Source organism: Pseudomonas sp. Nvir (assembly GCF_963778085.1).
GTDB lineage: Bacteria > Pseudomonadota > Gammaproteobacteria > Pseudomonadales > Pseudomonadaceae > Aquipseudomonas > Aquipseudomonas juntendi.
Genome location: NZ_OY970405.1, coordinates 794,480 through 817,745, shown reverse-complemented (window position 1 = coordinate 817,745; position 23,266 = coordinate 794,480). Strand labels below are relative to the sequence as shown.

Sequence of the window (23,266 nt, the reverse complement as noted above, 5' to 3'; positions counted from 1 at the left end):
GTTTGGCGGCCCCTTTCGACAGCTTCTGCCATTCATCTAGTCGCGTGCCACTGGCATGAAGCGCATCACGGCGCTTCGTCAGCCGGGCGCGCAGCTTCCTGTACCAGCACCATGCTCTGCGGCGAAGACAAGGCGATACCCTCGTCACGCAGCCGCCCAAGGATGGTGAACAGCAGGTCACTGCGGGTACCCGACACCTGGCGCGGCCCGGCCACATAGCCACTGACCGCGATCACCATGCCATTGCTGGTCAGGTCCTTGAACGACACCGAGCTGGCGGGCGCGTCCAGAATTGCCTCGTGTTCATGGTAGGCCGCCAGCAGCAACTCACGTACACGGTTGGCATCCGTATCCAGCGGCAGGGTCAAGGTGATGCCGACCACCCCCAGGGCGTTGCCCATGGTCACGTTGCGCACGTTCTGCGAGATGAACTGCGAGTTGGGTACGATCACCGTGGAGCGGTCGGACATCTGGATTTCGGTAGCGCGCACGTTGATGCGGCGAATGTCGCCCTCGACGCCGGCCAGGCTGACCCAATCGCCGACCTTCACCGGGCGTTCGGTGAGCAGGATCAGGCCCGAGATGAAGTTCTGCACGATCTGCTGCAGGCCAAAACCGATACCGACCGACAAGGCACTGACCACCCAGGTCAGGCTGGTCAGGTTGATGCGCAGGGTCGACATCACCAGCATGGCCAGGAAAATGAACCCGAGGTAGCCCACCAGGGTGACCAGCGAGGCACGCATGCCGGCATCCATGTCGGTTTCCGGCAACAGCCGTTCGCTGAGCCAGCGCTTGACCACCCGGATGGCGAACAAGCCGCCGAGCAGAATAGCCATCGCCAGCAGAATGTCCTGCGGCACGATGTTCAGGTTGCCCAGCAATTTGCCACCGGTACCGTCCCAGTCGCCCAGGCTGAGCAGCAGTTCGCTGGGGCTGGTGCCCGACGGCATCAACGCCAGCAGCAGCGCCAGGAACAGCACTACGGTGCGGCCGATACCGGCCAGGATGGTGCTGGCCTGGGCCTGGTGACGTGGCGCCAGCCCCAGGGTCGACGCCAGTGCCAGGCCGCCGGGCTGGCGTGGCGACAGCAGGGTTTCGCACAGGTCGCCGAAGAAGCTGGTCAACAGGTAGGCGCACGTGATCACCAGGCTGACCCACAGCAGCTTGGCCGTAAGGAAGTAGGCAAGGGTCAGGTAGCCGGTCACCATGGCCAGCATGATCCCCCCCAGCCAGATGACCATCACGAACGGGATCAACCCGCCCAGGCCGGTGGGGCGTTCCAGTTCAAGCTTGCGCAGGGTGCGGCGGTAGCGCTGCAACGCGCCGGCGAAGATCATCGCCACTACCAGCGCGGTCAGGCCGTTCACCGCCACGGTCAGCGCCAGGCTGGCACCGATCACGGTGTTGATGCGCTCCATGGTCATCATGACCATCAGTGCCAGGGCCAGCACCTTGGGGAACCAGCCCAGCGCGCTGGCCACTTCGTCGTGAATGGCCGGCAGGCGCCAGGACGGGCGCTGCAGCATCAGCATGGCACGGCCCAGGCCCGCGATGAACGCGCTGAACACCACCAGCGCCAGGATATGGTTGACCAGGCTGGCGATATCGCTGCCCAGTTCGGCATTGCTCTCCAACCCCCAGCGCAGCAGGGAAACCGAACCGGCGATGGTGCCCAGTGTTGCCAGGCTGACCCCCAGCGCCAGGGCACTGCGGCGCAGCCGGCCTTCGGGCAACCAGCGGACCATGGCACGGGCCAATAGCCGCTCTATCCACAGGCGCACCAGGGTCCAGACCAGGATGGCCGCTACCAGGCTGGCCATGAACGGCCAGCGGTGCTCGGGGCTGAACGCGCTGCCAATGGCAACGGCTGCTTCGCCCCGCAGGTCGCGCAGGCGCGCCACGTCATCCTGGGTTGGGCGGATGATGCTCTGCCAGAATGCCGGGCTCAACGGCGAGGCGGCGCGGCTGGTGATCTGCGAGTTGAACTGGCTGCGGCGCAAGTTGACGATTTGCGTGGACAGGTCGCGGGCCGACTGCGTCAGCTTGGTGGCCTGGTCCTGCTGGGCGACCAAGGCCTTTTTCTCGGCCTCCAGGGCCTTGCGCTGCTGGGTCAGGGCCGCAGGCTCGTCGGGCTGGGCCGGGCCAACCACCTTGAGCTTGTCGTCGAGCTTTTCCACATCGGTGGTGCGCTGCGCACTCAAGGCATCAGCCTGGCGCTGAACCTGCATGGCCGCCAGCCGCAACTGCGACAGCAGGTCGTCGTTGGCGTTACTGCTGACGCCTTGGCGAATCTGGTCCAGGCTATCGCTCAACTGCTCGATACTGGCGTTTTCATCCACTGCCGGGGCTGCCGCATTGGCCGGGTTGGACAACGGCGTGGCAGGGGCCGCCGCGGCCGGGCCGGTGAGCACCAGCAGCAGCGCCAGCATGGCCATCAGGCCAGGGCAAAAACGAACAAGGCTCAGACGCCTCATCGAATATTCCTCTTTACAATCCGATTTGGCGGGGGATTCTACGCGGCTTCAAGGCATCAGGAGAGTGCCGTTTCTCGCGTCAGCAGTTGCTGCTTGCGCGCCACGCCCCAACGGTAGCCGCTGATGTCGCCATCCCGGCGCACCACACGGTGACAAGGTATGGCCACGGCGATGCGATTGGCCGCACACGCCAGGGCTACCGCCCGCACCGCCTTGGGCGCGCCAATGCGTTCGGCAAGGTCGCTGTAGCTGATGCGGCTGCCAGCCGGCACCTCGCGCAGGGCTTGCCACACGCGCTCCTGGAACGCTGTGCCTTGTACATCCAGCGGCAGGCCCAGGCCCAGCGCCGGGGCCTCGACGAACCCCACCACCTCGGCAACCAGTTGCTCATAACCGCGGTCACCGCCGATCAACCGGGCCTTGGGGAACTGATCCTGAAGTTCATGCAGCAGGGTTTCAGGATCGTCGCCCAGCAGAATCGCGCAAATGCCTTTGTCGCTTTGGGCCACCAGGATGGCGCCCAAGTAGCACTGGCCGAGGGCAAAATGAATGGTGGCCCCTGCGCCCCCGGCGCGGTACTGCCGGGGGCGCATACCCAGGCGCTGGTCGGCGCTGGCATAAAAGTGGCTGTTGGAGGTGTAGCCGGCGTCGTAGATGGCATCGGTGACCGAGCACCGAGCATCTTCCAGGTGCGCGCGCAGGCGCCGGGCGCGAAAAGCGCTGGCGTAGGCCTTGGGGGTAACGCCGGTTTCGGCTTTGAACAGCCGGTGCAGGTGGTACGGGCTGACGGCCAGTTGCGCAGCGAGCTGGTCGAGGCTGGGGCTGGGGTCGCTGGCTTCGATCAGGCGGCAGGCGCGGATGACCAACTGGCTATGGCGCGCCGCACTGGGCTTGGCGCCAGCGGTGCAGCGCTTGCACGCACGGTAGCCAGCGGCTTCGGCTAACGCAGGGGTATCGAAGAACTCGACGTTGCCGCGCTTGGCCAGCCGCGACTTGCAGTTGGGGTGGCAATAGATGCCGGTGGTGCGCACGGCATAAACAAAGTGCCCGACCGCAGCGGGGTCGCGGGCTTCGACGGCTTGCCAGCGCTGGTCGGGGGTGGTGTAGGCGGTCATTGTTATGCTTCCAGACTCGTGCGGCCGGCTCCGGCCTTGGCGGTGTAAAAACCTCAGGCGCGCCACAGGTACCAGGCTGCCACGGTTCGGTATGGCCGCCAGGCGCCGCCCAGCGAACGCATCTGCGCCGGGGTCGGCGCCTTGACCAGGCCCTTGAGGCGGCGATACCCCTCGCGCACGCCAAAATCGTCGACGGGCAGGATATCCGACCGCTCCAGGCTATAGATCAGCAGCATTTCCACCGTCCACCGCCCTACCCCGCGCAGCGCTACCAGGCGTTCGATCAGGGCGTCGTCACTCATGGCCAGTGCTGCTTCGCGGGTCGGCACCAGGCCGTCCAGCCTGGCTTGGGCAATGCCCTGGATAGTCGCCAGCTTGCTCGCCGAAAAACCGCAGGCGCGCAGGGTTTGCGGGCTTGCGGCCAGTAACTGCTCGGGCGGCGGAAACGCATGCTGCGGGAACAACGCCAGCAACCGGCCCAGGATAGCCTCAGCTGCCCGGGCATGCAGCTGCTGGTAGGCAATCGCGCGCACCAGCGCCTCGTAAGGTTCGCGGCCAGGGGTGGCCTGGTGCAGGCATGGCCCGGTCGCGGCGACATGCCGCGCCCAGTCAGGGTCGAGCGCCGCCAGGTATTCGCCGGCTTGGCGGTAAGCCGCAGGGGAAAGGTCGGCCAGAATCATGGCGGCTCCATCAAGTCGAGTGCAGGTGCAGCTTAGCGCAGCCGTTCATCGGGGGAACGCCGGTTCTTGCGCGGCTAATTCCTGGCCCACCATTGCCCCGCGCCATCCTCCGCGCATAGAATTGAGAACTGTTCACATTCGCACACCTCATGGGACCGGCCTTGGCAACGATGCAGATCAACGACACGCTCAAACCGGCCGAGGTCGCTCTGCTCTACCAGTCCCACCATGCCTGGCTGCGTGGCTGGCTGCGCAGCCGTGTGGGGTGCAGTGAACATGCGGCCGATCTGGCCCAGGATACCTTCGTGCGGGTATTGCGCGCGCGCCAGGCATCGCCGTTGAAAGAACCGCGCGCCTACCTGAGCAGCATTGCCCGCGGCTTGATGATCGACCAGTTCCGCCGACGCGCACTGGAGCGGGCTTACCAGCAGAGCCTGGCCCAGGTGCCAGAAACCGAAGCGCCCAGCGAAGAGGCCCGGTTACTCATCCTCGATACCCTGGCGCGCCTGGACCGCGCCCTGCATCAGCTCAAACCGCGGGCGCGCCAGGCCTTCCTGCTGGCCCAGCTGGACGGTTTGAGCATTGTCCAGATCGCCCGACAGCTGCACGTGTCGCGCGCGACCATCGAGCGCGACCTGGCCAGCGCCCTGGGTGTCTGCTACAGGTTGCGCTACGCCGATGCCTGATGCCACCCCCACCCAAGCCCAGGTTGACCAGGCCATCGACTGGCTGGTGAAGCTGCGCTTCGACAGCCCCTGCCCGCGTACCCGGCAACAGTTTGAGCAATGGCTGGCCAGCCACCCGCATCACCCACTGGCCTGGCAGCGCGTAAGCCTGCTCAGCGACGAACTGGCAGGGCTGCCCAAGGACCTGAGCCGGCGCACCCTGGAAGGCAGCCAGCAGCAGCGTGGCAGCCGACGCAACCACCTCAAGCTGCTGGCGCTGCTGGCCGTCGGCGGCAGCCTGGGCCTGGCGGCGCGTGAACCACTGGGTTTACCTCAGCTGCTGGCCGACAACAGCACCGCTGTCGGCGAGCGTCGCCAGGTGCAGGGGCGCGACGGCAGCCGTATCCAGTTGAACACTGCCAGCGCCATCGACCTGGACTACAGCGTTGAACAGCGCCAGCTGGCGCTGCTACGCGGTGAAGTGAGCCTGGAGAGCAACGCCAACGACCACCGGCCGTTCCTGATCGAAACGCCGGTTGGGCGGCTGGTCACCCTGGACGGCCAGTTGCTGCTGCGTGAAAACCGCCAGGGCCTGCTGCTGGCGGTGCGCCGTGGCCAGGTCACGCTGTTCCCCGCCTCGGCACTGCGCAGGCAAGTGCAGCCGGGCGAGACCTTGCAGGTGTGGCGCGACGGCCGTGTCCAGGCCGTAACGTTGCACAGTGACCCGTGGGGCTGGACTGACGGCGTACTCAGCGTGCAGCAGATGCCGCTTGGCGAGTTTGTCGCCGAACTGGGCCGTTATCGCCCGGGCCTGCTGCGCTGTGCGCCGGAAGTGGCCAGCCTGATGGTGTCTGGCACCTTCCAGTTGAGCGACACCGGCGCCATCCTGCACCTGCTCAGCCGTAGCCTGCCGGTGCGGGTCGAGTACCATACCCGGTATTGGGTCAGCATCGCAGCCGCCTGACGCGCGCGGGCGCGGCCTTGTATCGCGATGGGGCGCAACGCGGCCATTCATGATCGAAGCAACCCCGAAGCCGTCAGTCCGCCAACGCGCGCAGGCGGCCCGCAGCCCGAAACGACTGCCGGGCAAAGCACACGAAAAGCCCGGCCATCAGCGCCAGCGCCATTGGCAGGCCATGCGGCGCCACGCCCATCGCGGCGCCACTGACCAACGGCCCTACCAGGCTGCCTACGCCCCACAGCAGGCCCACGCTGGCATTGGCGGTGACCAGGTCCTGGCCCTTGAAGCGCTGGCCGATCAGCACCAACGCCAAGGTATCAGTCCCCCCCGCCACCGCCCCCAGCACCACCAGCAGCGGCCACAACAGCCACGTCAGGTCCAGCAACCAGGGCAAACCTATACCGATCGACATCGCCACCAGCCCGCACACCAGGTGCAGCCCGGTGCGCTCGACCCGATCGGCCAGCCAGCCAAGCGGCAGCTGGAACAACATGTCGCCGGCAAACACCACCGTCACCATCAACGCCGCCACACCCACGGCGAAGCCATGGCTGCTGGCGTATACCGGCAGCAACGACAGCACCACGGCGTCGAAGAACGAGAAGAACAGCACCGCCATGCACAACGCCGGCGCCACCCGAAAGAACCCCGCCAGGCCAAAGCTTTTCTCGCCTTCTTCGTGCGCCACATGGTCATTGGGCACCGTCAGCACGATGCACAGCAAGGCCAGGCCATAGCCAACGGTGACCACGCCGGTGATCCATGGGCTGTCCGCCCCCAGTACTGCCAGCATGGCCGGGCCGAGCACCTGGAAGCCGGTAAAGCTGGTGGCATACAGGGCCATGATCTTGCCGCGGTTGTGCTCCGGGCACAGTTCGTTGACCCACGACTCGCCCAGGATGATGGCGATACCCATGCCCAGCCCCAGGCCAAGGCGCAGCAGCGCCAGCAGCCACAGCGAGCCAAAGGCCGCTTCGAGCAGGGCGATGCTGAGTGTGCACAGGCTGAAACACAGCAGGTAGATGGTGCGCCGGGTGAGGTGGCGGCAGCAGGCATCGACCAGGAACGCCGAAAGCATCATGCCGGCAGCAGGAATAGCCGAGATGATGCCGATTTCCAGGGTGCCCGCCCCTGCTTCATGCAGGCGCAACGAAACCAGGGGCAGGCTCGCCCCCAGGCTGAAACCCACGACCGAAACAGCGAACAACAGGCCCGCCAGCAAACGCATGTTCATGTACCACCCCTTGCAAACCGGAAAAACGTGCAGACACAGGCGCGCAGGCCAAAGTGGCCAGCGGCGCGAACGCGCAGATCAGGTCAGGCGAAGTGTGGCGAGAAGGTGAAGGCAAACAGCACGCTGCGGCGGCGCTTGAGTACCGTGTCGCTCGGCCACGCATGGCGCAAGCCCTGAAGGGCAGGCTGGCGGGCGCTGGGCAGTGACGGGGTACGGCGCATTACTTGGCTACTACGCAGGTGGGAGGGGAAAGTGGCGGCACTCTAGGCCAAGGACAGTCCGGTCGTCAATCGGCAGGGGCCGCCGCATGCAGCGGCCCCGACGAAATCAGCGCTTGCCGGTATTGGGCAGGAACACCGCCAGCAATCCGAACAGCGGCAGGAACGAACAGACGCCATAGACGTATTCGATGCCCCGCAAGTCTGCGACGTACCCCAGCAGTGCCGCACCGATGCCGCCAAAGCCGAACATCAGGCCGAAGAAGATGCCGGCAATCATGCCCACGCTGCCCGGCACGAGCTCCTGCGCATACACCACGATGGCGGAAAACGCCGAAGCCAGAATGAAGCCGATCACCACGCTCAGTACCGTGGTCCAGAACAGATCGGCATAGGGCAGCGCCAGGGTGAACGGGGTCACGCCCAGGATCGAGAACCAGATCACCGCCTTGCGCCCGATACGGTCACCGATCGGCCCACCGAAGAAGGTCCCCGCCGCCACGGCCCCGAGGAACAGGAACAGGTGCAACTGCGAGCTGGCTACCGATACCGCGAATTTCTCGATCAGGTAGAAGGTGAAGTAGCTGGTGAAGCTGGCCATGTAGAAGTATTTGGAGAACACCAGCAAGCCCAACACGATCAGCGCCACGATCACCCGCTGGCGGGAGATGCCATGGGTGGCCTGCACCGCCTTGCGTGCTTTGGCCTGGTTAAGGTGTTCCTTGTACCAGCCACGCAGCATCAGGGTTACGCCAAGGAAGAACAACGCAGCCAGGCCGAACCAGGCGACGTGGGTCTGGCCGAACGGAATGACGATGGCCGCCGCCAGCAACGGGCCCAGCGCCGAACCGGTGTTGCCCCCCACCTGGAAAGTTGACTGGGCCAGGCCGAAGCGCCCGCCGGAGGCCAGCCGCGCGATACGCGAGGTTTCGGGGTGGAAGGTGGAGGAACCGATGCCCACCAGTGCCGACGCCAGCAGGATCATCGGGAAGCTGCCGACGAAGGCCAGCATCACGATCCCCACCAGGGTGCACAAGGTGCCCAGTGGCAGCAGGTTCGGTGCCGGCCGACGGTCGGTGAAAAAGCCGACCCAGGGCTGCAACAGCGAGGCGGTGATCTGGAACGTCAGGGTGATCATGCCGATCTGGGCGAAGCTCAGGTTGTAATTGGCCTTGAGCATCGGGTAGATCGCCGGCAGTACCGACTGGATCAGGTCGTTGATCAGGTGCGCCAGCGCGCAGAAACCGATGATACGCATCACCAGCGGCGTGGCCTGGTTGGCCGGTGCCTGGCTGGATGCGGTGGAGGCGCTACTGGTGGCCATTTGCCTAAATCTCCGTCCTCAGGTTTGGGATCCGATTATCGGGAAACAAATAGATACATAGCTACCTTTTTTTCCCTCTGTCGCGACGTTCTTGAAAATGGTTCTCAATATAATTAGCATCCTTGTCTACTTCTCCTGTCATCGTTGGGCCCACTGGCCCCACTCGCGAGCAGACCGTACCCATGAGCCCGATGCCCGCCAAACAGCTGCAACCCGACCCCGAGCAGGAAGCGCTCGAGTGGTTCTCGGCGTTGCGCCACCCCAACTGTGACGACGCCCAGCGCCGGGCCTTCGCGGCCTGGTGCCAAGCCGCTGAAAACGCCCAGGCCTATGCCGAGCTGGAGCGTTTCTGGCAGCAGGTGCAGCCCTCACCCGCCCGCCCTCGCCCACGGCCGCCAAGCGAGCGCCGCAGTCACCTGGGCAAATGGGTGGCGCTGTGCTTTCTCCTGGGCCTGGCCGCCGCTACCTACCTTTACTGGCCGTGGATGCAGCGCCTGGCCAGCGAGCTGCACACCGATGTGGGCGAGCGGCGCAGCACGCGCCTGGCCGATGGCACGACCTTGAGCCTGGACAGCGCCAGTGCGATGAACGTGGATCTGCGCGGCCGTACCCGCCAGCTGCATCTGGTACAGGGCCAGGTGTACCTGCAGGTGGCGCTCGATGGGCGCGCCCTGGAGGTGGCAGTGGGTAACGCACGCATCGAGGTGTTCGGCACCCGTCTGCAGGTCACCCGCCATGCCGACCATGACGAACTGGTGGTCATCAGTGGCAAGGCCATGGTCGTGCGGGGGGGTGAGCAGCGCCTGGTCTCGACAGGTGAACGGGTAACCTTCGATGACACGCGCATCGGCACGGTACGCCCAGCGGACCTGAAAACCGTAGACAGTTGGCGCAGCGGCTACCTGAAGGCCAGCGACATGCCGCTGGGGCAGGTGCTGGAGCGCCTGGCCAGCTACCAGGGCCAGCGGGTATGGCTTATGGATGAACAACTGGCCCATCGCCGTGTAAGCGGCGATTTCAACCTCGACCGCGCCGGGAAAACCCTGCAATCCCTGGCCGCCACCCAGCATCTGCAGCTACAAGGCGTGCTCGGGCACTGGCTTGTGGTGCGCTAGAACCGGCCCTGGCCGCTAAGTTTTTGAAAGCGTGCAAATTTTTTTTGAAATGAGTGTTGACAGGGGGGGCGTTCAAGAGAATAATGCGCGCCATCGGCTACATAGCTCAGTTGGTTAGAGCATAGCATTCATAATGCTGGGGTCCGGGGTTCAAGTCCCTGTGTAGCCACCAAACAAGACGAAGGGCTTACCGCAAGGTAAGCCCTTTTTCTTTGCCTGCGAGAACTGCCGCATCTAAAGCAGCCCCGGGGCTGCTACTCCTTCTTGCCCCTTGGGCGTCAGCGGATGCCGCTCACTGCCACAGTCAACCCGAGCCCGATCAGCGCCACGCCGATCACCTGGTCCACCAGCACTTGGCGGTCGATCATGGCCTTGCGCAAGGCAGTGCTGGAAAAAAACACCGCGACCAGGCTGAACCACAGCCAGTGCGCGAACGACATGAACGCACCATAGGCAAATGCCAGCTGCAACGAGCTGCCCGGTTGCACGACCTGGGTGTAGGCACTGACCACGAACAACATGGTCTTGGGGTTCAGTGCGTTGGTCAAAAACCCCGTGCGCAGGGCTTGCAGCACCGAGGCACTGTTAGGCGCCCCACCCTCAAGGCTGATGCGCCGGGTATTGGTGACCGACTTGTACCCCAGGTAGATCAGATACCCGGCGCCCACCACCTTCATGGCCAGGAACAGCATCGGGCTCTGGCTGATGATCACGGCAATGCCCAGTACCGTGTATAGCACGTGCACCTGGACCCCCAAGGCGATCCCCACTGCGGCAGCCAGCCCGGCCTTGCGGCCTTGTGCATAACTGCTGCGGGTCACCATGGCGAAGTCGGCACCGGGGCTGATGACGGCGAGCAGGGTGAATACGGCGACGGCGACGAGTTCGGTCATGGGGATAGCCCTCGATAGGCGATGAAAATGCACAGACCGAGAATTATCGGAAGCTTACGGTGCAGGGAAAATCGATTTATCGTGGCGTAAATCTGATAGTTTCAGTCACAGATACCTAGCGCCTGCTCCAGCCAGCGTGTGATTGTGCAGGCTGCCCAACGCTGCAGTGCCGGCTTGGAGAACTGCCATGAAACTGCCCCCACTCAACGCCTTCCGCTACTTCGACATCGCCGCCCAAAGCGAAAGCTTCGTGCGCGCCGCCGAACACCTGCACGTCACCCACGGCGCCGTCAGCCGGCAAGTGCGCTTGCTCGAAGAAAGCCTTGGCGTAGAACTGTTCGAACGCCGCAACCGGGCCATTTTTCTCACCGCCGCCGGCCGCGCGCTGCACGGCACCACCCAGGCGATCTTCGAACAACTGGAAGGCGCCGTGCAGCGCTTGCAACACCAGGCCCGTGACAATGTGCTGGTGCTGTCCTGCGAACCGACCATCGCCATGCGCTGGCTGATCCCGCGGCTGCCGCGTTTCCATGCAGCCCACCCCGACCTGCAGTTGCACCTGGTAGCCGCTGGCGGTCCGCTGGACTTCGCCCGCGGCGGCGTCGACCTGGCCATCCGCCGTGACGACTTCCATTGGGGTAACCAGTTGTTCAACCAGAAGGTCTGCGATGAGTGGGTCGGCCCGGTGTGCCGCCCCAGCGCCGGGTTCCGGCTCGACGGCCAACGCCTGCTGCACAGCACCACCCGCCCCGCTGCCTGGCCCACCTGGCTGCGCCTCAGCGGCCAACGGGCACGGCACTGCGAACGCAGTGACTACGAGCATTTCTATCTGTCGATCCAGGCCGCCAGCGCCGGTTTGGGCGTGGCCATGGCCTCTGCCTTGATGGTGCGCGACGAACTCGACAGCGGGCAGTTGCAGGCGCCGTTCGGGTTTATCCGCGATGGCTCGGCCTACCACCTGCTCAGCCCCCAGCCGTTGAACGATGGTGGCAAGCGCCAGCGCTTCACAGGCTGGGTCATGGAAGAGTGCCACGCCTGTCTGGCTCATTTGGGCTTGTTGCAGCCTGACGCCCCGGCACCGCCGTTGCCGGGCCAGCCGCGCTAGGCGATGTTAACCAGGCAGCACGCAGGGTCAGTCTTCAAGCAGGGTACAAGCCATCACCAGGGCATCTTCACGGCCACCCGCCACGGGGTAATAGTCACGGCGACGGCCGATTTCATTGAAGCCGTAGCGCTCGTACAAGCGGTAGGCCGACTGGTTGCTGGCGCGCACTTCCAGGAAGCATTCGCGGCCATTTAGCTGGTAGGCGCGGGCCATCAGGTGCTCCAGCAGGCGCAGGCCCAGGCCGCAGCCTTGGTTCTCGGGTTTGACGGTAATGTTGAGCAGGTGCGCTTCGTCGATGATCACGTTGATCACCCCATGGCCCACTTGCTGCTCGCCATCGAACATCAGCCAGACTTCGTAGGATTTGAGCGCATCCTGGAAAATCCCGCGGGTCCAGGGGTGGCTGAACGCGGCATATTCGATCTTAAGTACGGCATCCAGATCCGCCTCGGTCATCGGGCGAAAACTGATCGAGTCACTCATTCAACGCTCTTCCAGCGCGCCATCAGCTGGCGCATGGCTTTCCAGACGTCCGCCTTGCGCTGCGGCTCGTCCATCAACAGTTCAAGGCCCGGCAAGACCCAGGCATCGCCCAGGCCGTCGAGCTTCAGGGTTTGGTAATAGGCCTGGGCGTCGGCGTTGGCGGCAAAGCGCACCGCTGGCAGGCCCACCAGCCAGAGGCAGGTGCACGGCGCGTCTTCCAGGCGCGCCTGGACAAAGCCCTGGACAAAATCACGCGCCGCCTCCGGGCCCTGGTCCATGTTGCCGCGTACCAGCAACGGCCAGCGCACCGGCTCGCCGATGATCTGCGGTGCATCGGGTAGCCCGGCGGCGCGCAGCATGTCCTTGAGCAGCAGGTAGGAAGGGTCGCGGCTCTGGAACGGCTGGCCGGTGGCCAGCTCGACCAGCAGCAGGCAACTGCCGGCGCGCAGCAACTGCAGCGCGAAACGTGGCGGTGGCACCGGCGCCGGCCTTGGTGGTGCGGGTTGCGCCTCGGCCTCGACCGCCTTGACCGCCGGCTTGGGCCCACTGCCGGGCCGCGGGATCTCGATTTTGGGCCGCTCGGCGGAGCGCGCCTGGGGCGCGATTGGCTTTTCGTTGCCAGGGGGGGCCGGCCGCACATCGAAGTCGAGGTCCTCGACCGGGGCCACCGGCAGCAGCAACTCGGGGCGCGACGGCGCAGCGAACGGCAATTCGGCGCGCGGCAGCCAGTGCACCACTTGCATGGCGGAAAGGAAGGCGCGGCGGCGGGGTTCGGTGAGCAAGGGGCAGGGTCCGAGGGGGGGAGGCAGTTGGGCATTCTAACGTGTACGCCTTGGTTTTTGCAGCGTCTATCAGACCGAGCGCCGCCCGCGCGGCGCATCGCGACGCAAGGCCGCTCCTACATCTGTTTCTGGCCAGTCGCTCCTGTGAAGTCATCGCTGCCCGCCTTGCTTGCCCCCTTCGATATCGAAGGGGGCGCTGCTGCTTTTCTACAGTTTCCAGTCATACACCCAGGGTGCGCGCGCCAAGGACTCAGGAGTAATTGGCCCGAAACAGATGTAGGAGCGGCCTTGCGTCGCGATGCGCCGCGCGGGCGGCGCTCGATCTCACTGCCACCACAAAAACCACGCCATACACCCATGTGACATGAGGTTATCCCCCCATTACAGACCAAGGGGTGAAACCCTGCCCCCCGGATGCAGTACAATCGCCCCTTTTTCTTGGCAACGAGTCGAAGCCAATGATCGAACCCAAGCGCGTCCTGCGCGCCCTAGCCGAACACTGGGCCCTGATCGAGCCGCTGTGCGAGCGTTTCGACCAGGGCACCCTGAGCCTGGTCGAGCTGCGCCAGCATGTGGCCCGCCAGCAAGTAGAAAGCACCCCGCAGGACATCACCCAGCTGCTCGACGTGTGGATCCGCCTGGACATCCTGGTCCCGGTGGCCAAAAGCCCGAACCGTTTCGAGCTCAATGCGCAGATACACGACTTTCTCGCCTACCTGCGCCGCGAGCACCGGCTGGGCCTGTGCCTGGAGATCGAAGCCTACCTGCGCCACCTGGAACGCCTTGCGGGGCACATCCAGGACGCCTTCGACAACCGCGACAGCGACGACCTGGCGCGCCAGCTGCGCCTGCTCGACATGCGCGTGCGCGATGTGCTCAAAAAGCTCGACAACGACGAGCAGGCGCTGGTGGCCGTGGCCGAACGGGCCAAGACCAGCAACCGCCAGATCCCGCTGCGCCAGCGCTATGCCGAGGTCCTGGCCACCTGGGACGAGTACGTCGAGCCGATGATCCAGCTGGTCAACGCCGACGGCGCCTTCGAGCAAGGCGTGCGCAAGGTCGAGACCGTGCTGCTCAAGCTGCTGGGCGAACAGGCGCGCCTGGGCCACCTGGTCGATGACGACATGCTGCTGCGCACCCATGCGCGCATCCTGGAGATGCAGACCAACGCTCAGCTCACCCTGCGCCACGCCCGCGAACTGCTGTTGCCGCTGCGCGAAGAAGCCCGTCGGCACAACGCCGTGACCCGTGGCGCCGCACTGGCCCTGTCGGTGATCCGGCGCAAGGGCCTGGATGCCGTGCCGCAAGCGGCCATGCCGATGTTCACCCGCCCGCAAAGCACCTTCCTCGGCAGTGCCAGCCAGGTCGAAGCCTACGTGTACGCCCTGGCCCGCTTCGAGCCCAAGCCGGCGCGCTTCCCCAAGGCCCACAAGACGCAGTCCGGTGCCCTGCCCCGCGCCCCACGCACGGTCAAGGAAATGGCCGAACGTTGCGAACAGGCGCTGCCCCTGCCCGACCTGATGGTCTGGCTGCTGGAGCAGGAGCCCGAAGGCGCCACCGACGAGTTGCTGTACTGGTTCTCGCGCCTGTCGCGGGAAAAGCGCTTCAAGCGCGAACGCCTGGACCGGCGCGAGTACACCACCCAGGAACACTTGGTCAGCCTGCGCTCGTTCGCCCTGACCTCCAGCCGCGAAGACGCCAACAGCGCGCCTACCGACCCCAACGCGAGCCCAGCCCATGCATCTTGATCTTTCCGAACTGTCCCAGCTCGCGCCGATCTTCCGCGAGCTGTTCAAAGGCTTCCACATCAGCCGTCGCGACCCCGAGCTGTACGCTCAGCTGTCGAACTTCCAGGACCAATATCGCACCCTGTTCAAGGCCCTGGGCTTCGAGCTGGTGTGCGACACCCGTGGTTTCTACTACTTCGTGCCGGACATGACCGCCGCGCAGGTCAACAAGACCGCGCAACGCCTGTCGCTGTTCACCTTCATCCTGGTCGAGCACCTGGCGGACCAGGGCCGCGACCCCATGGCAGTGCTGGACGGCGGCAGTATCGGCCGCGACGAGCTGCCCTCGTTGCTGGACAAGTACCGCGACCTGTTCCTGCAGGCCGAGGTGCAGACCGTCGACGAGCTTGAAGAGAAGATCCTGCGGCGCATGACCCAGCTGGGCTTCGCCCACGAAGAAGGCGGCATCTACCGCTTCCTGCCGCCCATGCACCGTTTCCTCGACGTGTGCCTGTCGGTGCAGCAGGACCGCGACCTGGCCGCCACGCTGCACAGCGACCTGCCGCTGCCGACCCCGGTATTGGTCGAGGAAGAAAGCCCCGAAGAACTCAACCGCACCGACGACCCGCTGGACCTCACGCCGTTCGAGGGCGAGGAAAGCGAAGAGGACGCCCTGGCCCGGGCCATCCGCGAAGAGCAACAGGAGATTGACGCATGAGCCAGGAACGCTACGGCATCCGCCGCTTTGCACTGCTCAACACTGCAGGCTACAGCCTTGGCCTGTTCCCGCTGGAGCACCCGCTGTCGGTCTACGGCGCCAACAACCTGGGCAAATCGGCGTCGATCAACGCGCTGCAGTTCCCGATCCTGGCACGCATGTCAGACATGAGCTTCGGCAAGTACAGCCTCGAGCAGTCGCGCCGCTTCTACTTTGCCAGCGACACCTCCTACATTCTCTGCGAACTGAGCCTGCCCCATGGCCCCCACGTGATTGGCGTGGTCGGCCGCGGGCCGGGCGGTGGTTTCGGTCACCAGTTCTTCGCCTACAAGGGCGAACTGGATCTGGCCCACTACCAGAAGAACGACACCTGCCTGCGCCAGAAAGAGCTCTTCACCAACCTCGAGCGCCTGGGCATAAAGGCTTACGAGGTCAAGCCCGACGAGCTGCGCCGGCTGCTTGTCGGCGGCCACACGTCGGTGCCGCTGGACCTGACCATGATCCCGCTGCGCTCCACCAGCGAGCAAAGCCTGAAAACCTTCCGCGCACTGTTCATCAACCTGCTGCACATGCGCGAAATCACTGCGGCCAAGCTCAAGCAACTGTTCCTCGATGCCTTCGAGCACAGCCTGCGCTCGGGCAGCGTCGACTACATCGCCGCCTGCGAAGAGGCCTTCCGCGACGTACGCCGCATGGAACAGGACTACAACGCCCTGGTCGCGGCCGGCCCGCTGGTCGAGGCGCTGGCGGGCGGCGTGGCCCAGCGTGACATCCTGCGCGGCAAGCTGCACCGCATTTCCCCGGTGCTCGACACCTTGCTGGGCACATGGCAGGAATACGCCATGGCGCGCAAGGAAGAGCTGGTGATCCAGGCCGAGCACTACCGTGGCGAGCAGGACCGCCTGCAGAACGACCAGCGCGGCGGCACCCAGGAGCTGATGCGCCTGGAGCGCGAAATCACCGGTATCCAGCGCTGGCTGGGTGAGCTGTCGGTCCTCAAGCACCGCTTTGCGCTGGTCGATGACGTGAAGGTGCTGGAGCAGCAACTGCTGGCAGCCAAGGACGCGCACGACGAACTGGCCGGTGCCCTGGCCCAGTCGCGGCAGTTCAGCGCCGAAGACCTCGACGAGCGTGTGCGCGACCTGGAAAAGCGCCTGAAGCAGGTCAAGCAGCAGCTCGACCATGCCGACAACAACAGCTATGCGCGCCTGCGCGAAGAGTTCTCGCAGCAGGACGTCGACCGCCTGATGCGCCTGTTCAACGGTGCGCTGTTCAGCCTGCCACTGGGCGAGCGCGGCATCGAGCTGGACGACAGCGACCTGTGGGTAAAATCGCTGGAAGCGGTGCTCGACGGCTTCAAGGGCGAGCGTTTCGAGGCGCCGGGCCTGGCCATCGACCTGACCAACATCGACCCGCCGGCCCTGCAGGCCCTGGCCGACCGCGCCGCCCTGCGCGATCAGAAAGAGCGCCTGGAGAAAGAGCTGAAACAGCTCAAGACCCAGCAGGCCGTAGCCGCCGACCGCTCTGCCTCCAAGGCCCAGACCGAAACCCTGTATAAGGAAGTGCTGGACGCCCAGAAGGCCCTGGAAGACTACCGCCGCAGCCAGACCCTCGCTGCCGAAGAGCCGGAAAAACTCGAGCAACTGTCGCAACTGGAAGCCGCCCAGGACGAGCTCAAGCGCTCCAGCGACGCGTTCACCGAACGCGTCCAGCAACTGTCGGCCAAGCTGCAGCTGGTCGGCCGCCAGCTCGGCGACCTGGAGTCCAAGCAGCGCACCCTGGAAGACGCCCTGCGCCGCCGCCAACTGCTGCCGGCCGACCTGCCCTACGGTACGCCTTTCATGGAAGCCATCGACGATTCGATGGACAACCTGCTGCCGCTGCTCAACGACTACCAGGACAGCTGGCAGAGCCTGCAGCGCGTCGATAACCAGATCGAGGCACTGTATGCCCAGGTGCGCCTGAAAGGCGTGGCCAAGTTCGACAGTGAAGACGACATGGAGCGCCGCCTGCAATTGCTGGTGAACGCCTATGCGCACCGCACCGACGAAGCCCTGACCCTGGCCAAGGCGCGCCGCGCGGCGGTGACCGACATCGCCCGCACCCTGCGCAACATCCGCAGCGACTACGACAGCCTCGAGCACCAGCTGGCGCTGTTCAACCGCGAGATCAACAAGCGCCAGGTATCCAACCTGGAAAGCTTCCGCGTGGTGCTGGCGCCGAACAAGGAAGCGCTCAAGCATATCGACCAGATCATCCACAGTGCCGGCCAGTACGAGGAAGGCGAAACCCTGTCGGTATTCGACCTGACCCAGAGCGCCGAGCAGGACAACAAGAACGAAGAGGCCAAGGAGTACCTGGCGCGCCTGGTGGCGGCCAACCACAACCAACTGGGTTTGAAGGACCTGTTCGAGCTGGCGTTCGAGATCACCAAGGTCAACGGCCAGCCGGTCATCCATGCCGACATCGATGGTGCGGCGTCCAACGGCACCACCATGACCATCAAGGCGCTGACCAACATGTACCTGTTGCTGCACCTGATGGACCGCGACCTGGCCGGCCGTATTCGCCTGCCGTACTACCTGGACGAAGCGGCCGACATCGACGAGCGCAACCAGGCGGCACTGCTGGAAACCAGCCTGCAGCTGGGCTTCGTGCCGATTCTGGCGAGCGTAAAGCCCCAGGTATCGGCACGTGTGGCGATCGACCTGGAAGGTGGCAGCGGGCCGAATGGCATCTACATCGACGAGGCGGACTGGAAGTTCATCAGCCGCTTGGATGAGGTGAAAGCGGTTGTGCGTGAGGATCAGGCCGAAGAGTTGGCCTGAGGAACCTGGGGCCGCTTTGCGGCCCTTTCGCGACACAAGGCCGCTCCCACATTGTGGACTGCCCCCAAGAAGTTGGACACCAATCCAATTTCTTGGGGTGTCCATATGAGCAAGTACTCAGACCAATTCAAGCTTACCGCCGTTCATGCCTACCTGGAGGGTGGTGAAGGTTTCCGAAAAGTAGCCCAGCGACTTGCAGTGGACTTCAGCCTGCTGCGGCGCTGGGTCTCCAGCTTCCAGAAACATGGCCAGTTCAGTCTGCGTAAACCAGGCCAGCGGTACAGTGCGACCTATAAGCGCTCAGTCCTTGAGTACATGCACAAGCATCAGCTTTCCTTGCGCCAGACCGCCGCCCATTTCGGTCTTGGTCAGTCTTCGCAGATAGGCATTTGGGCGCGGCAGTACTACAGTGGAAGTCCGGCTTCGCCTGCTCCCAAGAGAAGAAAACCTGCTGCCATGTCGAAAAAGCCTTACCCCATCAAACCCACAACCTCTGATGACACCGATAAAAGCCGCGACCAGTTGCTGGCTGAGCTTGAATGGCTGCGCATGGAGAACGCTTACCTAAAAAAGCTGGAAGAGTTGAAGAAGCAGGAGCGAAGGCAGCCCAAAAAACCCTGATCGTGTCTGCGCTCAAGGACAGGTTTCCCTTGGCCGCTGTTCTGGAGTTGGCGGATCTGCCGCGCAGTACGTTCTATTACCAGCTTCAAGCGCAGGCCAAACCTGATAAGCATGCTGCTCTGAAGCAGATGATTCAGCGTGTCTATCACGAGGAAAAAGGGCTTTACGGTTACCGGCGCGTTGCGATCGTGATCCGCAATGGCGGGACCTTGGTTAACAAAAAAGTGGTGGAGCGTTTGATGATCGAGCTTGATCTTCGCTCACTCGTGCGGCCGAAAAAATATCGGTCGTACAAGGGTGTCGTCGGCACCATCGCGCCCAACCTGCTGGAGCGAAACTTTATCGCGCAGCGCCCGAATCAGAAGTGGGTGACCGATGTGACCGAGTTCAAAGTGGCTCAGGAAAAAGTCTACCTCTCCCCCGTGATGGACTTGTACAACGCCGAAATTGTGGCCTACGAAGTGGCCAGCAGGCCATGCCTTGGGCTGGTCACCAACATGCTGGGCAAGGCCTTCAAGCGCCTGGGAAACAAGCCGAAACTGGTACTCCACTCGGATCAAGGCTGGCACTACCAACACTCGCAGTACCGCCACAAGCTGGCCGAGCAAGGGGTGAAGCAGAGCATGTCACGTAAAGGAAACTGCTTGGATAATGCGGCTATGGAGAGCTTTTTTGGTACGCTTAAGTCCGAATTTTTCTACCCGCAGCGCTTCAAGAGCGTTGAAGAACTGAAAGCCGGTCTGGATGAGTACATCCACTACTACAACCATGACCGCATCAAGCTAAAGCTCAATGGCATGAGCCCTGTGAAATACAGAGCTCATGCTGCAGGGGCTGCTAGCTGAAACTGTCCAACTTATTGGGGGCAGTCCATTGACCGGCATATGCAGGACCTTTGTGGGAGCGGCCTTGCGTCGCGATGGAGGCCAAAGGCCTCCCGGCCATCTACCAGGCGATCACTGCGCCCAAGGCAAGATCGGAATCGCCGTCACCGCATTCTGCGGGCTGCCCTCGACGATGCGGTCGCTGTACACCAGGTACACCAGGGTATTGCGCTTCTTGTCGAGGAAGCGCACCACCTGCATGGTCTTGAACACCAGCGAGGTGCGCTCCTTGAACACCTCCTCGCCATCCTTGAGCTCACCCTTGAAGCTGATCGGCCCGACCTGGCGGCAGGCGATGGAGGCCTCCGCCCGATCTTCGGCAAGGCCCAGCCCGCCTTTCACCCCGCCCGTCTTGGCCCGCGACAGGTAGCAAGTCACACCTTCGACCTTGGGGTCGTCGAATGCTTCCACCACGATGCGGTCGTTCGGCCCAAGGAACTTGAACACGGTGGACACCTGGCCGATTTCCTCAGCCCCGGCCAGCATGGGCAAGGCCAAAGCGGCAACGGCAATCATCCTTTTCAACACAGCCAAACCCTCAGACCAGAACCAGGTTGTCGCGGTGCACCAGTTCTGGCTCCGCTATGTAGCCCAAGGTGCTCTCGATGGCATCCGAAGGCTGGCCAATGATCTTCTGCGCCTCCAGGGCGCTGTAGTTGGCCAGGCCACGGGCGACCTCTGCACCGTCCGGGCCGACGCACACCACCATCTCGCCACGGCGGAAACTGCCTTGCACGGTTTTCACCCCCACCGGCAGCAGGCTCTTGTTGGCCTGGCGCAGCGCCTGCACGGCACCGGCATCCAGCACCAGGGTGCCACGGGTTTGCAAGTGCCCAGCCAGCCACTGCTTGCGCGCCGCGAGCATGCCGCGCTCGGGTGACAGCAAGGTCCCCAGACGCTCGCCAGCCTTCAGGCGGTCGAGCACGCGCTCGATGCGGCCACCGATAATGATGGTGTGGGCACCCGAGCGGGCCGCCAGGCGCGCGGCGCGCAGCTTGGTCTGCATGCCGCCACGGCCCAGCGCGCCACCGGTGCCGCCGGCCACGGCATCCAGCGCCGGGTCGTCGGCACGGGCTTCGTAGATCAGCTGGGCCTCGGGGTTGTTGCGCGGGTCGGCGTCGAACATGCCATCACGGTCGGTAAGGATCACCAACAGGTCGGCCTCGACCAGGTTGGCCACCAGCGCCGCCAGAGTATCGTTGTCGCCGAAACGGATTTCGTCGGTGACCACGGTGTCGTTTTCGTTGATGACGGGCACCACACCCAGGTCGACCAGGGTACGCAGGGTGCTGCGGGCGTTCAGGTAACGCTTGCGGTCGGACAGGTCGTCATGGGTCAGCAGGATCTGCGCGGTGTGCTTGCCGTGCTCGCCGAAGCTCGACTCCCAGGCCTGCACCAGGCGCATCTGGCCGATCGACGCAGCGGCCTGCAGCTCGTTCATCGCGCTCGGTCGCGAGGTCCAGCCCAGCTGGCTCATGCCGGCAGCAACGGCCCCGGAGGACACCAGTACCAACTCCACGCCCGCCTCACGCAGCGCGACCATCTGCTCGACCCAAACGGCCATGGCCCCGCGGTCGAGGCCCTTGCCATCGGCGGTCAGCAGAGCACTGCCAATCTTCACGACCCAGCGCTTGGCGCCCGTCACCTTGCTTCGCATCTTCTTCCAACCTATGTCGAATCTGTAGATACCGTGGATACAAAAACGCCGCTCCAGAGAGCGGCGTTTAGTGTACTGCAACCGGTCAGTCGCGCACGTAAATGATTTCCGGGCCGTCTTCGTCGTCCTCGAAATCATCGTCCCAACCGTCATCGTCGCCGATGTCGTGCACGCTCTTGACGCCGGTGCGACGCAGGGTGCGGGCGTCGTCCAGGGCCTGCAGCTGGGCACGGGCTTCGTCTTCGATGCGCTGGTCGAGGTCGGCCAGCTCTTCGGCGTAGGCCGGGTCGTTGGCCAGGCGGTCGGCGCGGTCTTCGAGGTAGCGCATCAGGTCGTGGCTGAGCTTTTCGGTGCCCTGCTTGGAGATGGCCGAAATCACGTAGACCGGACCGTCCCACTGCAGGCGCTCGACCACTTCCTGCACGCGTGCGTCGCGCTCGTCGTCCATGACCATGTCGGCCTTGTTCAGCACCAGCCAGCGCTCACGCTCGGCCAGCGACGGGCTGAAGCGGGTCAGCTCGTTGACGATCACTTCGGCTGCGTCGGCAGGGCTGCTCTCGTCCAGCGGCGCGATGTCCACCAGGTGCAGCAGCACGCGGGTGCGGGCCAGGTGCTTGAGGAAGCGGATACCCAGGCCGGCGCCATCGGAAGCACCTTCGATCAGGCCGGGGATGTCGGCGATGACGAAGCTCTTCCAGCGGTCGACGCTGACCACACCCAGGTTCGGCACCAGGGTGGTGAACGGGTAATCGGCCACTTTCGGCTTGGCGGCCGAAACCGAGCGAATGAAGGTGCTTTTGCCGGCGTTTGGCAGGCCCAGCAGGCCCACGTCGGCCAACACCTTCATTTCCATCTTCAGGTCACGCTGCTCACCCGGCTTGCCTGGGGTGGTCTGGCGCGGTGCCCGGTTGGTACTGGACTTGAAGCGCGTGTTGCCCAGGCCGTGCCAGCCGCCTTGGGCGACCATCAGTTTCTGCCCCGGGGTGACCAGGTCACCGATCACTTCCTGGGTGGAAGCATCGATCACGGTAGTACCGACCGGCACACGCAGGAACAGGTCTTCACCCTTCTTGCCGGTGCAGTCGGTGCTGCCGCCGTTGGCGCCGCGCTGGGCTTCGTGGTGACGGGTGTAGCGGTAGTCGACCAGGGTGTTCAGGTTTTCGTCGGCAACCATGTACACCGAGCCGCCGTCACCGCCATCCCCACCATTGGGGCCACCGTTCTCGATGAACTTCTCGCGACGGAAGCTCATGCAACCGTTGCCGCCGTCACCGGCCTTGACCCGAATAGATACTTCGTCAACAAACTTCATTAAAACCGCCTCTCGTCGGCAGACGAGCTGAATGACTCAAAAACATGAGGCTCTTGCAAAAATGAGCGCGGCGGCCCCGTACGACCGTAGAAACCAACGCCGGCAACCCAGACAAACAGCTTTGCAAGAGGCTCACCACAAACGAAAAAGCCCCGTCGCATGACGGGGCTTCTGGAGCGACGTCGCGATTAAGCGGCGACGATGCTCACGTAACGGCGCATGAACTCGCCTTTCTTCTCGAACTTGATCACGCCTTCGATCTTGGCGAACAAGGTGTGATCCTTGCCCATGCCAACGCCGTAGCCAGCGTGGAATTCGGTGCCGCGCTGACGGACGATGATGTTGCCTGGCTTGATAACCTGGCCGCCATACATCTTCACGCCAAGGCGTTTCGATTCTGAGTCGCGACCGTTACGAGTACTACCACCAGCCTTCTTGTGAGCCATGGTTCAATTCTCCAAATAAAT

General features: G+C 64.1%; 21 protein-coding genes and 1 tRNA gene. 9 read left to right on the top strand and 13 right to left on the bottom strand.

The window, feature by feature from the left end; all coding sequences use genetic code 11:
* Positions 1 to 65 precede the first annotated feature (65 nt).
* From AACG97_RS04115 to AACG97_RS04105, 3 genes are read right to left on the bottom strand one after another with little or no spacing between them, the layout of a single operon-like run.
* Positions 66 to 2,477 (bottom strand): DUF3772 domain-containing protein, encoded by a 2,412-nt coding sequence (locus AACG97_RS04115; RefSeq protein ID WP_125854898.1) that lies wholly within the window; start codon positions 2,475 to 2,477, stop codon positions 66 to 68.
* 56 nt (positions 2,478 to 2,533) lie between these two features.
* A complete protein-coding gene (gene ada / locus AACG97_RS04110) occupies positions 2,534 to 3,592 on the bottom strand; it encodes a bifunctional DNA-binding transcriptional regulator/O6-methylguanine-DNA methyltransferase Ada (RefSeq protein WP_054882060.1) in 1,059 nt (352 codons plus the stop codon).
* A gap of 53 nt (positions 3,593 to 3,645) precedes the next feature.
* Positions 3,646 to 4,272, bottom strand: coding sequence for a DNA-3-methyladenine glycosylase family protein (locus tag AACG97_RS04105; RefSeq protein ID WP_115293373.1), 627 nt, complete (start codon positions 4,270 to 4,272; stop codon positions 3,646 to 3,648).
* Between the two features lie 170 nt (positions 4,273 to 4,442).
* On the opposite strand from AACG97_RS04105, the gene AACG97_RS04100 reads away from it, so the two are divergent.
* Together AACG97_RS04100 and AACG97_RS04095 are read left to right on the top strand one after the other, a co-directional pair.
* Positions 4,443 to 4,958: a sigma-70 family RNA polymerase sigma factor gene (locus AACG97_RS04100; protein ID WP_225786174.1), complete on the top strand. Its 516-nt coding sequence runs from the start codon at positions 4,443 to 4,445 to the stop codon at positions 4,956 to 4,958.
* Positions 4,951 to 5,901, top strand: coding sequence for a FecR domain-containing protein (locus tag AACG97_RS04095; protein WP_047149690.1), 951 nt, complete (start codon positions 4,951 to 4,953; stop codon positions 5,899 to 5,901). Before AACG97_RS04100 ends, AACG97_RS04095 begins: the two co-directional genes overlap by 8 nt.
* Before the next feature lie 73 nt (positions 5,902 to 5,974).
* On the opposite strand, the gene AACG97_RS04090 is transcribed toward AACG97_RS04095, so the two are convergent.
* The 3 genes from AACG97_RS04090 to AACG97_RS04080 form a co-directional block, all read right to left on the bottom strand.
* The gene (locus tag AACG97_RS04090) at positions 5,975 to 7,132 is read right to left on the bottom strand and encodes an MFS transporter (RefSeq protein WP_338463389.1); all 1,158 of its coding nucleotides are present in this window, start codon (positions 7,130 to 7,132) and stop codon (positions 5,975 to 5,977) included.
* Positions 7,133 to 7,215: 83 nt separating this feature from the next.
* Positions 7,216 to 7,353: a hypothetical protein gene (locus tag AACG97_RS04085; protein WP_165944152.1), complete on the bottom strand. Its 138-nt coding sequence runs from the start codon at positions 7,351 to 7,353 to the stop codon at positions 7,216 to 7,218.
* A gap of 106 nt (positions 7,354 to 7,459) precedes the next feature.
* The gene (locus AACG97_RS04080; protein ID WP_009686117.1) at positions 7,460 to 8,674 is read right to left on the bottom strand and encodes an MFS transporter; all 1,215 of its coding nucleotides are present in this window, start codon (positions 8,672 to 8,674) and stop codon (positions 7,460 to 7,462) included.
* Between the two features lie 191 nt (positions 8,675 to 8,865).
* On the opposite strand from AACG97_RS04080, the gene AACG97_RS04075 reads away from it, so the two are divergent.
* Together AACG97_RS04075 and AACG97_RS04070 are read left to right on the top strand one after the other, a co-directional pair.
* On the top strand, positions 8,866 to 9,789 hold the full coding sequence (locus AACG97_RS04075; protein WP_225786175.1) for a FecR family protein: 924 nt from the start codon (positions 8,866 to 8,868) through the stop codon (positions 9,787 to 9,789).
* Between the two features lie 95 nt (positions 9,790 to 9,884).
* Positions 9,885 to 9,961: transfer RNA gene (locus AACG97_RS04070), tRNA-Met, on the top strand.
* 106 nt (positions 9,962 to 10,067) lie between these two features.
* Here the strand turns inward: AACG97_RS04070 and AACG97_RS04065 are convergent.
* Positions 10,068 to 10,682, bottom strand: coding sequence for a LysE family translocator (locus AACG97_RS04065; protein ID WP_144187550.1), 615 nt, complete (start codon positions 10,680 to 10,682; stop codon positions 10,068 to 10,070).
* Positions 10,683 to 10,869: 187 nt separating this feature from the next.
* On the opposite strand from AACG97_RS04065, the gene AACG97_RS04060 reads away from it, so the two are divergent.
* Positions 10,870 to 11,787, top strand: coding sequence for a LysR substrate-binding domain-containing protein (locus AACG97_RS04060; RefSeq protein ID WP_197886126.1), 918 nt, complete (start codon positions 10,870 to 10,872; stop codon positions 11,785 to 11,787).
* A 27-nt stretch (positions 11,788 to 11,814) separates the two neighbouring features.
* Here the strand turns inward: AACG97_RS04060 and rimI are convergent, their stop codons facing one another.
* Positions 11,815 to 12,270, bottom strand: a complete 456-nt coding sequence (gene rimI / locus AACG97_RS04055) for a ribosomal protein S18-alanine N-acetyltransferase (protein ID WP_029887538.1) — start codon at positions 12,268 to 12,270, stop codon at positions 11,815 to 11,817.
* Positions 12,267 to 13,052 carry a hypothetical protein gene (locus AACG97_RS04050; protein ID WP_029887539.1) on the bottom strand — a complete coding sequence of 262 codons (786 nt, stop codon included), beginning with the start codon at positions 13,050 to 13,052 and terminating at the stop codon, positions 12,267 to 12,269. The genes rimI and AACG97_RS04050 overlap by 4 nt, the downstream gene beginning before the upstream one ends.
* Before the next feature lie 458 nt (positions 13,053 to 13,510).
* On the opposite strand from AACG97_RS04050, the gene mksB reads away from it, so the two are divergent.
* From mksB to AACG97_RS04030, 4 genes are all read left to right on the top strand, one after another.
* Positions 13,511 to 14,800 (top strand): Mks condensin complex protein MksB, encoded by a 1,290-nt coding sequence (gene mksB, locus AACG97_RS04045; protein ID WP_009686111.1) that lies wholly within the window; start codon positions 13,511 to 13,513, stop codon positions 14,798 to 14,800.
* Positions 14,790 to 15,497: an Mks condensin complex protein MksE gene (gene mksE, locus AACG97_RS04040; protein WP_009686110.1), complete on the top strand. Its 708-nt coding sequence runs from the start codon at positions 14,790 to 14,792 to the stop codon at positions 15,495 to 15,497. The genes mksB and mksE overlap by 11 nt, the downstream gene beginning before the upstream one ends.
* Complete coding sequence (gene mksF, locus AACG97_RS04035; RefSeq protein WP_197886129.1) at positions 15,494 to 18,325, top strand: Mks condensin complex protein MksF; 2,832 nt, start codon at positions 15,494 to 15,496, stop codon at positions 18,323 to 18,325. The genes mksE and mksF overlap by 4 nt, the downstream gene beginning before the upstream one ends.
* 105 nt (positions 18,326 to 18,430) lie before the next feature.
* A protein-coding gene (locus tag AACG97_RS04030) for an IS3 family transposase (protein WP_225786126.1) occupies positions 18,431 to 19,791 on the top strand; the annotation gives its coding sequence in 2 pieces (ribosomal slippage) (positions 18,431 to 18,899 and positions 18,899 to 19,791; 1,362 coding nt in all).
* Between the two features lie 111 nt (positions 19,792 to 19,902).
* Here AACG97_RS04030 and AACG97_RS04025 read toward each other — a convergent pair.
* From AACG97_RS04025 to rpmA, 4 genes are all read right to left on the bottom strand, one after another.
* Positions 19,903 to 20,346 (bottom strand): CreA family protein, encoded by a 444-nt coding sequence (locus tag AACG97_RS04025; RefSeq protein WP_161892746.1) that lies wholly within the window; start codon positions 20,344 to 20,346, stop codon positions 19,903 to 19,905.
* Positions 20,347 to 20,368: 22 nt separating this feature from the next.
* The gene (proB, locus tag AACG97_RS04020; RefSeq protein ID WP_009686107.1) at positions 20,369 to 21,487 is read right to left on the bottom strand and encodes a glutamate 5-kinase; all 1,119 of its coding nucleotides are present in this window, start codon (positions 21,485 to 21,487) and stop codon (positions 20,369 to 20,371) included.
* Between the two features lie 85 nt (positions 21,488 to 21,572).
* Positions 21,573 to 22,799: an Obg family GTPase CgtA gene (gene cgtA / locus AACG97_RS04015; RefSeq protein WP_029884881.1), complete on the bottom strand. Its 1,227-nt coding sequence runs from the start codon at positions 22,797 to 22,799 to the stop codon at positions 21,573 to 21,575.
* 188 nt (positions 22,800 to 22,987) lie between these two features.
* Complete coding sequence (gene rpmA, locus AACG97_RS04010; RefSeq protein ID WP_003247464.1) at positions 22,988 to 23,245, bottom strand: 50S ribosomal protein L27; 258 nt, start codon at positions 23,243 to 23,245, stop codon at positions 22,988 to 22,990.
* Positions 23,246 to 23,266 lie beyond the last annotated feature (21 nt).

What these genes read in the sequence shown, in the direction of transcription:
- AACG97_RS04115 (WP_125854898.1), bottom strand. Translation starts at nt 2,477, where the DNA reads ATGAGGCGTCTGAGCCTTGTTCGTTTTTGCCCTGGCCTGATGGCCATG.
- ada (WP_054882060.1), bottom strand. Translation starts at nt 3,592, where the DNA reads ATGACCGCCTACACCACCCCCGACCAGCGCTGGCAAGCCGTCGAAGCC.
- AACG97_RS04105 (WP_115293373.1), bottom strand. Translation starts at nt 4,272, where the DNA reads ATGATTCTGGCCGACCTTTCCCCTGCGGCTTACCGCCAAGCCGGCGAA.
- AACG97_RS04100 (WP_225786174.1), top strand. Translation starts at nt 4,443, where the DNA reads ATGCAGATCAACGACACGCTCAAACCGGCCGAGGTCGCTCTGCTCTAC.
- AACG97_RS04095 (WP_047149690.1), top strand. Translation starts at nt 4,951, where the DNA reads ATGCCTGATGCCACCCCCACCCAAGCCCAGGTTGACCAGGCCATCGAC.
- AACG97_RS04090 (WP_338463389.1), bottom strand. Translation starts at nt 7,132, where the DNA reads ATGAACATGCGTTTGCTGGCGGGCCTGTTGTTCGCTGTTTCGGTCGTG.
- AACG97_RS04085 (WP_165944152.1), bottom strand. Translation starts at nt 7,353, where the DNA reads ATGCGCCGTACCCCGTCACTGCCCAGCGCCCGCCAGCCTGCCCTTCAG.
- AACG97_RS04080 (WP_009686117.1), bottom strand. Translation starts at nt 8,674, where the DNA reads ATGGCCACCAGTAGCGCCTCCACCGCATCCAGCCAGGCACCGGCCAAC.
- AACG97_RS04075 (WP_225786175.1), top strand. Translation starts at nt 8,866, where the DNA reads ATGCCCGCCAAACAGCTGCAACCCGACCCCGAGCAGGAAGCGCTCGAG.
- AACG97_RS04065 (WP_144187550.1), bottom strand. Translation starts at nt 10,682, where the DNA reads ATGACCGAACTCGTCGCCGTCGCCGTATTCACCCTGCTCGCCGTCATC.
- AACG97_RS04060 (WP_197886126.1), top strand. Translation starts at nt 10,870, where the DNA reads ATGAAACTGCCCCCACTCAACGCCTTCCGCTACTTCGACATCGCCGCC.
- rimI (WP_029887538.1), bottom strand. Translation starts at nt 12,270, where the DNA reads ATGAGTGACTCGATCAGTTTTCGCCCGATGACCGAGGCGGATCTGGAT.
- mksB (WP_009686111.1), top strand. Translation starts at nt 13,511, where the DNA reads ATGATCGAACCCAAGCGCGTCCTGCGCGCCCTAGCCGAACACTGGGCC.
- mksE (WP_009686110.1), top strand. Translation starts at nt 14,790, where the DNA reads ATGCATCTTGATCTTTCCGAACTGTCCCAGCTCGCGCCGATCTTCCGC.
- mksF (WP_197886129.1), top strand. Translation starts at nt 15,494, where the DNA reads ATGAGCCAGGAACGCTACGGCATCCGCCGCTTTGCACTGCTCAACACT.
- AACG97_RS04025 (WP_161892746.1), bottom strand. Translation starts at nt 20,346, where the DNA reads ATGATTGCCGTTGCCGCTTTGGCCTTGCCCATGCTGGCCGGGGCTGAG.
- proB (WP_009686107.1), bottom strand. Translation starts at nt 21,487, where the DNA reads ATGCGAAGCAAGGTGACGGGCGCCAAGCGCTGGGTCGTGAAGATTGGC.
- cgtA (WP_029884881.1), bottom strand. Translation starts at nt 22,799, where the DNA reads ATGAAGTTTGTTGACGAAGTATCTATTCGGGTCAAGGCCGGTGACGGC.
- rpmA (WP_003247464.1), bottom strand. Translation starts at nt 23,245, where the DNA reads ATGGCTCACAAGAAGGCTGGTGGTAGTACTCGTAACGGTCGCGACTCA.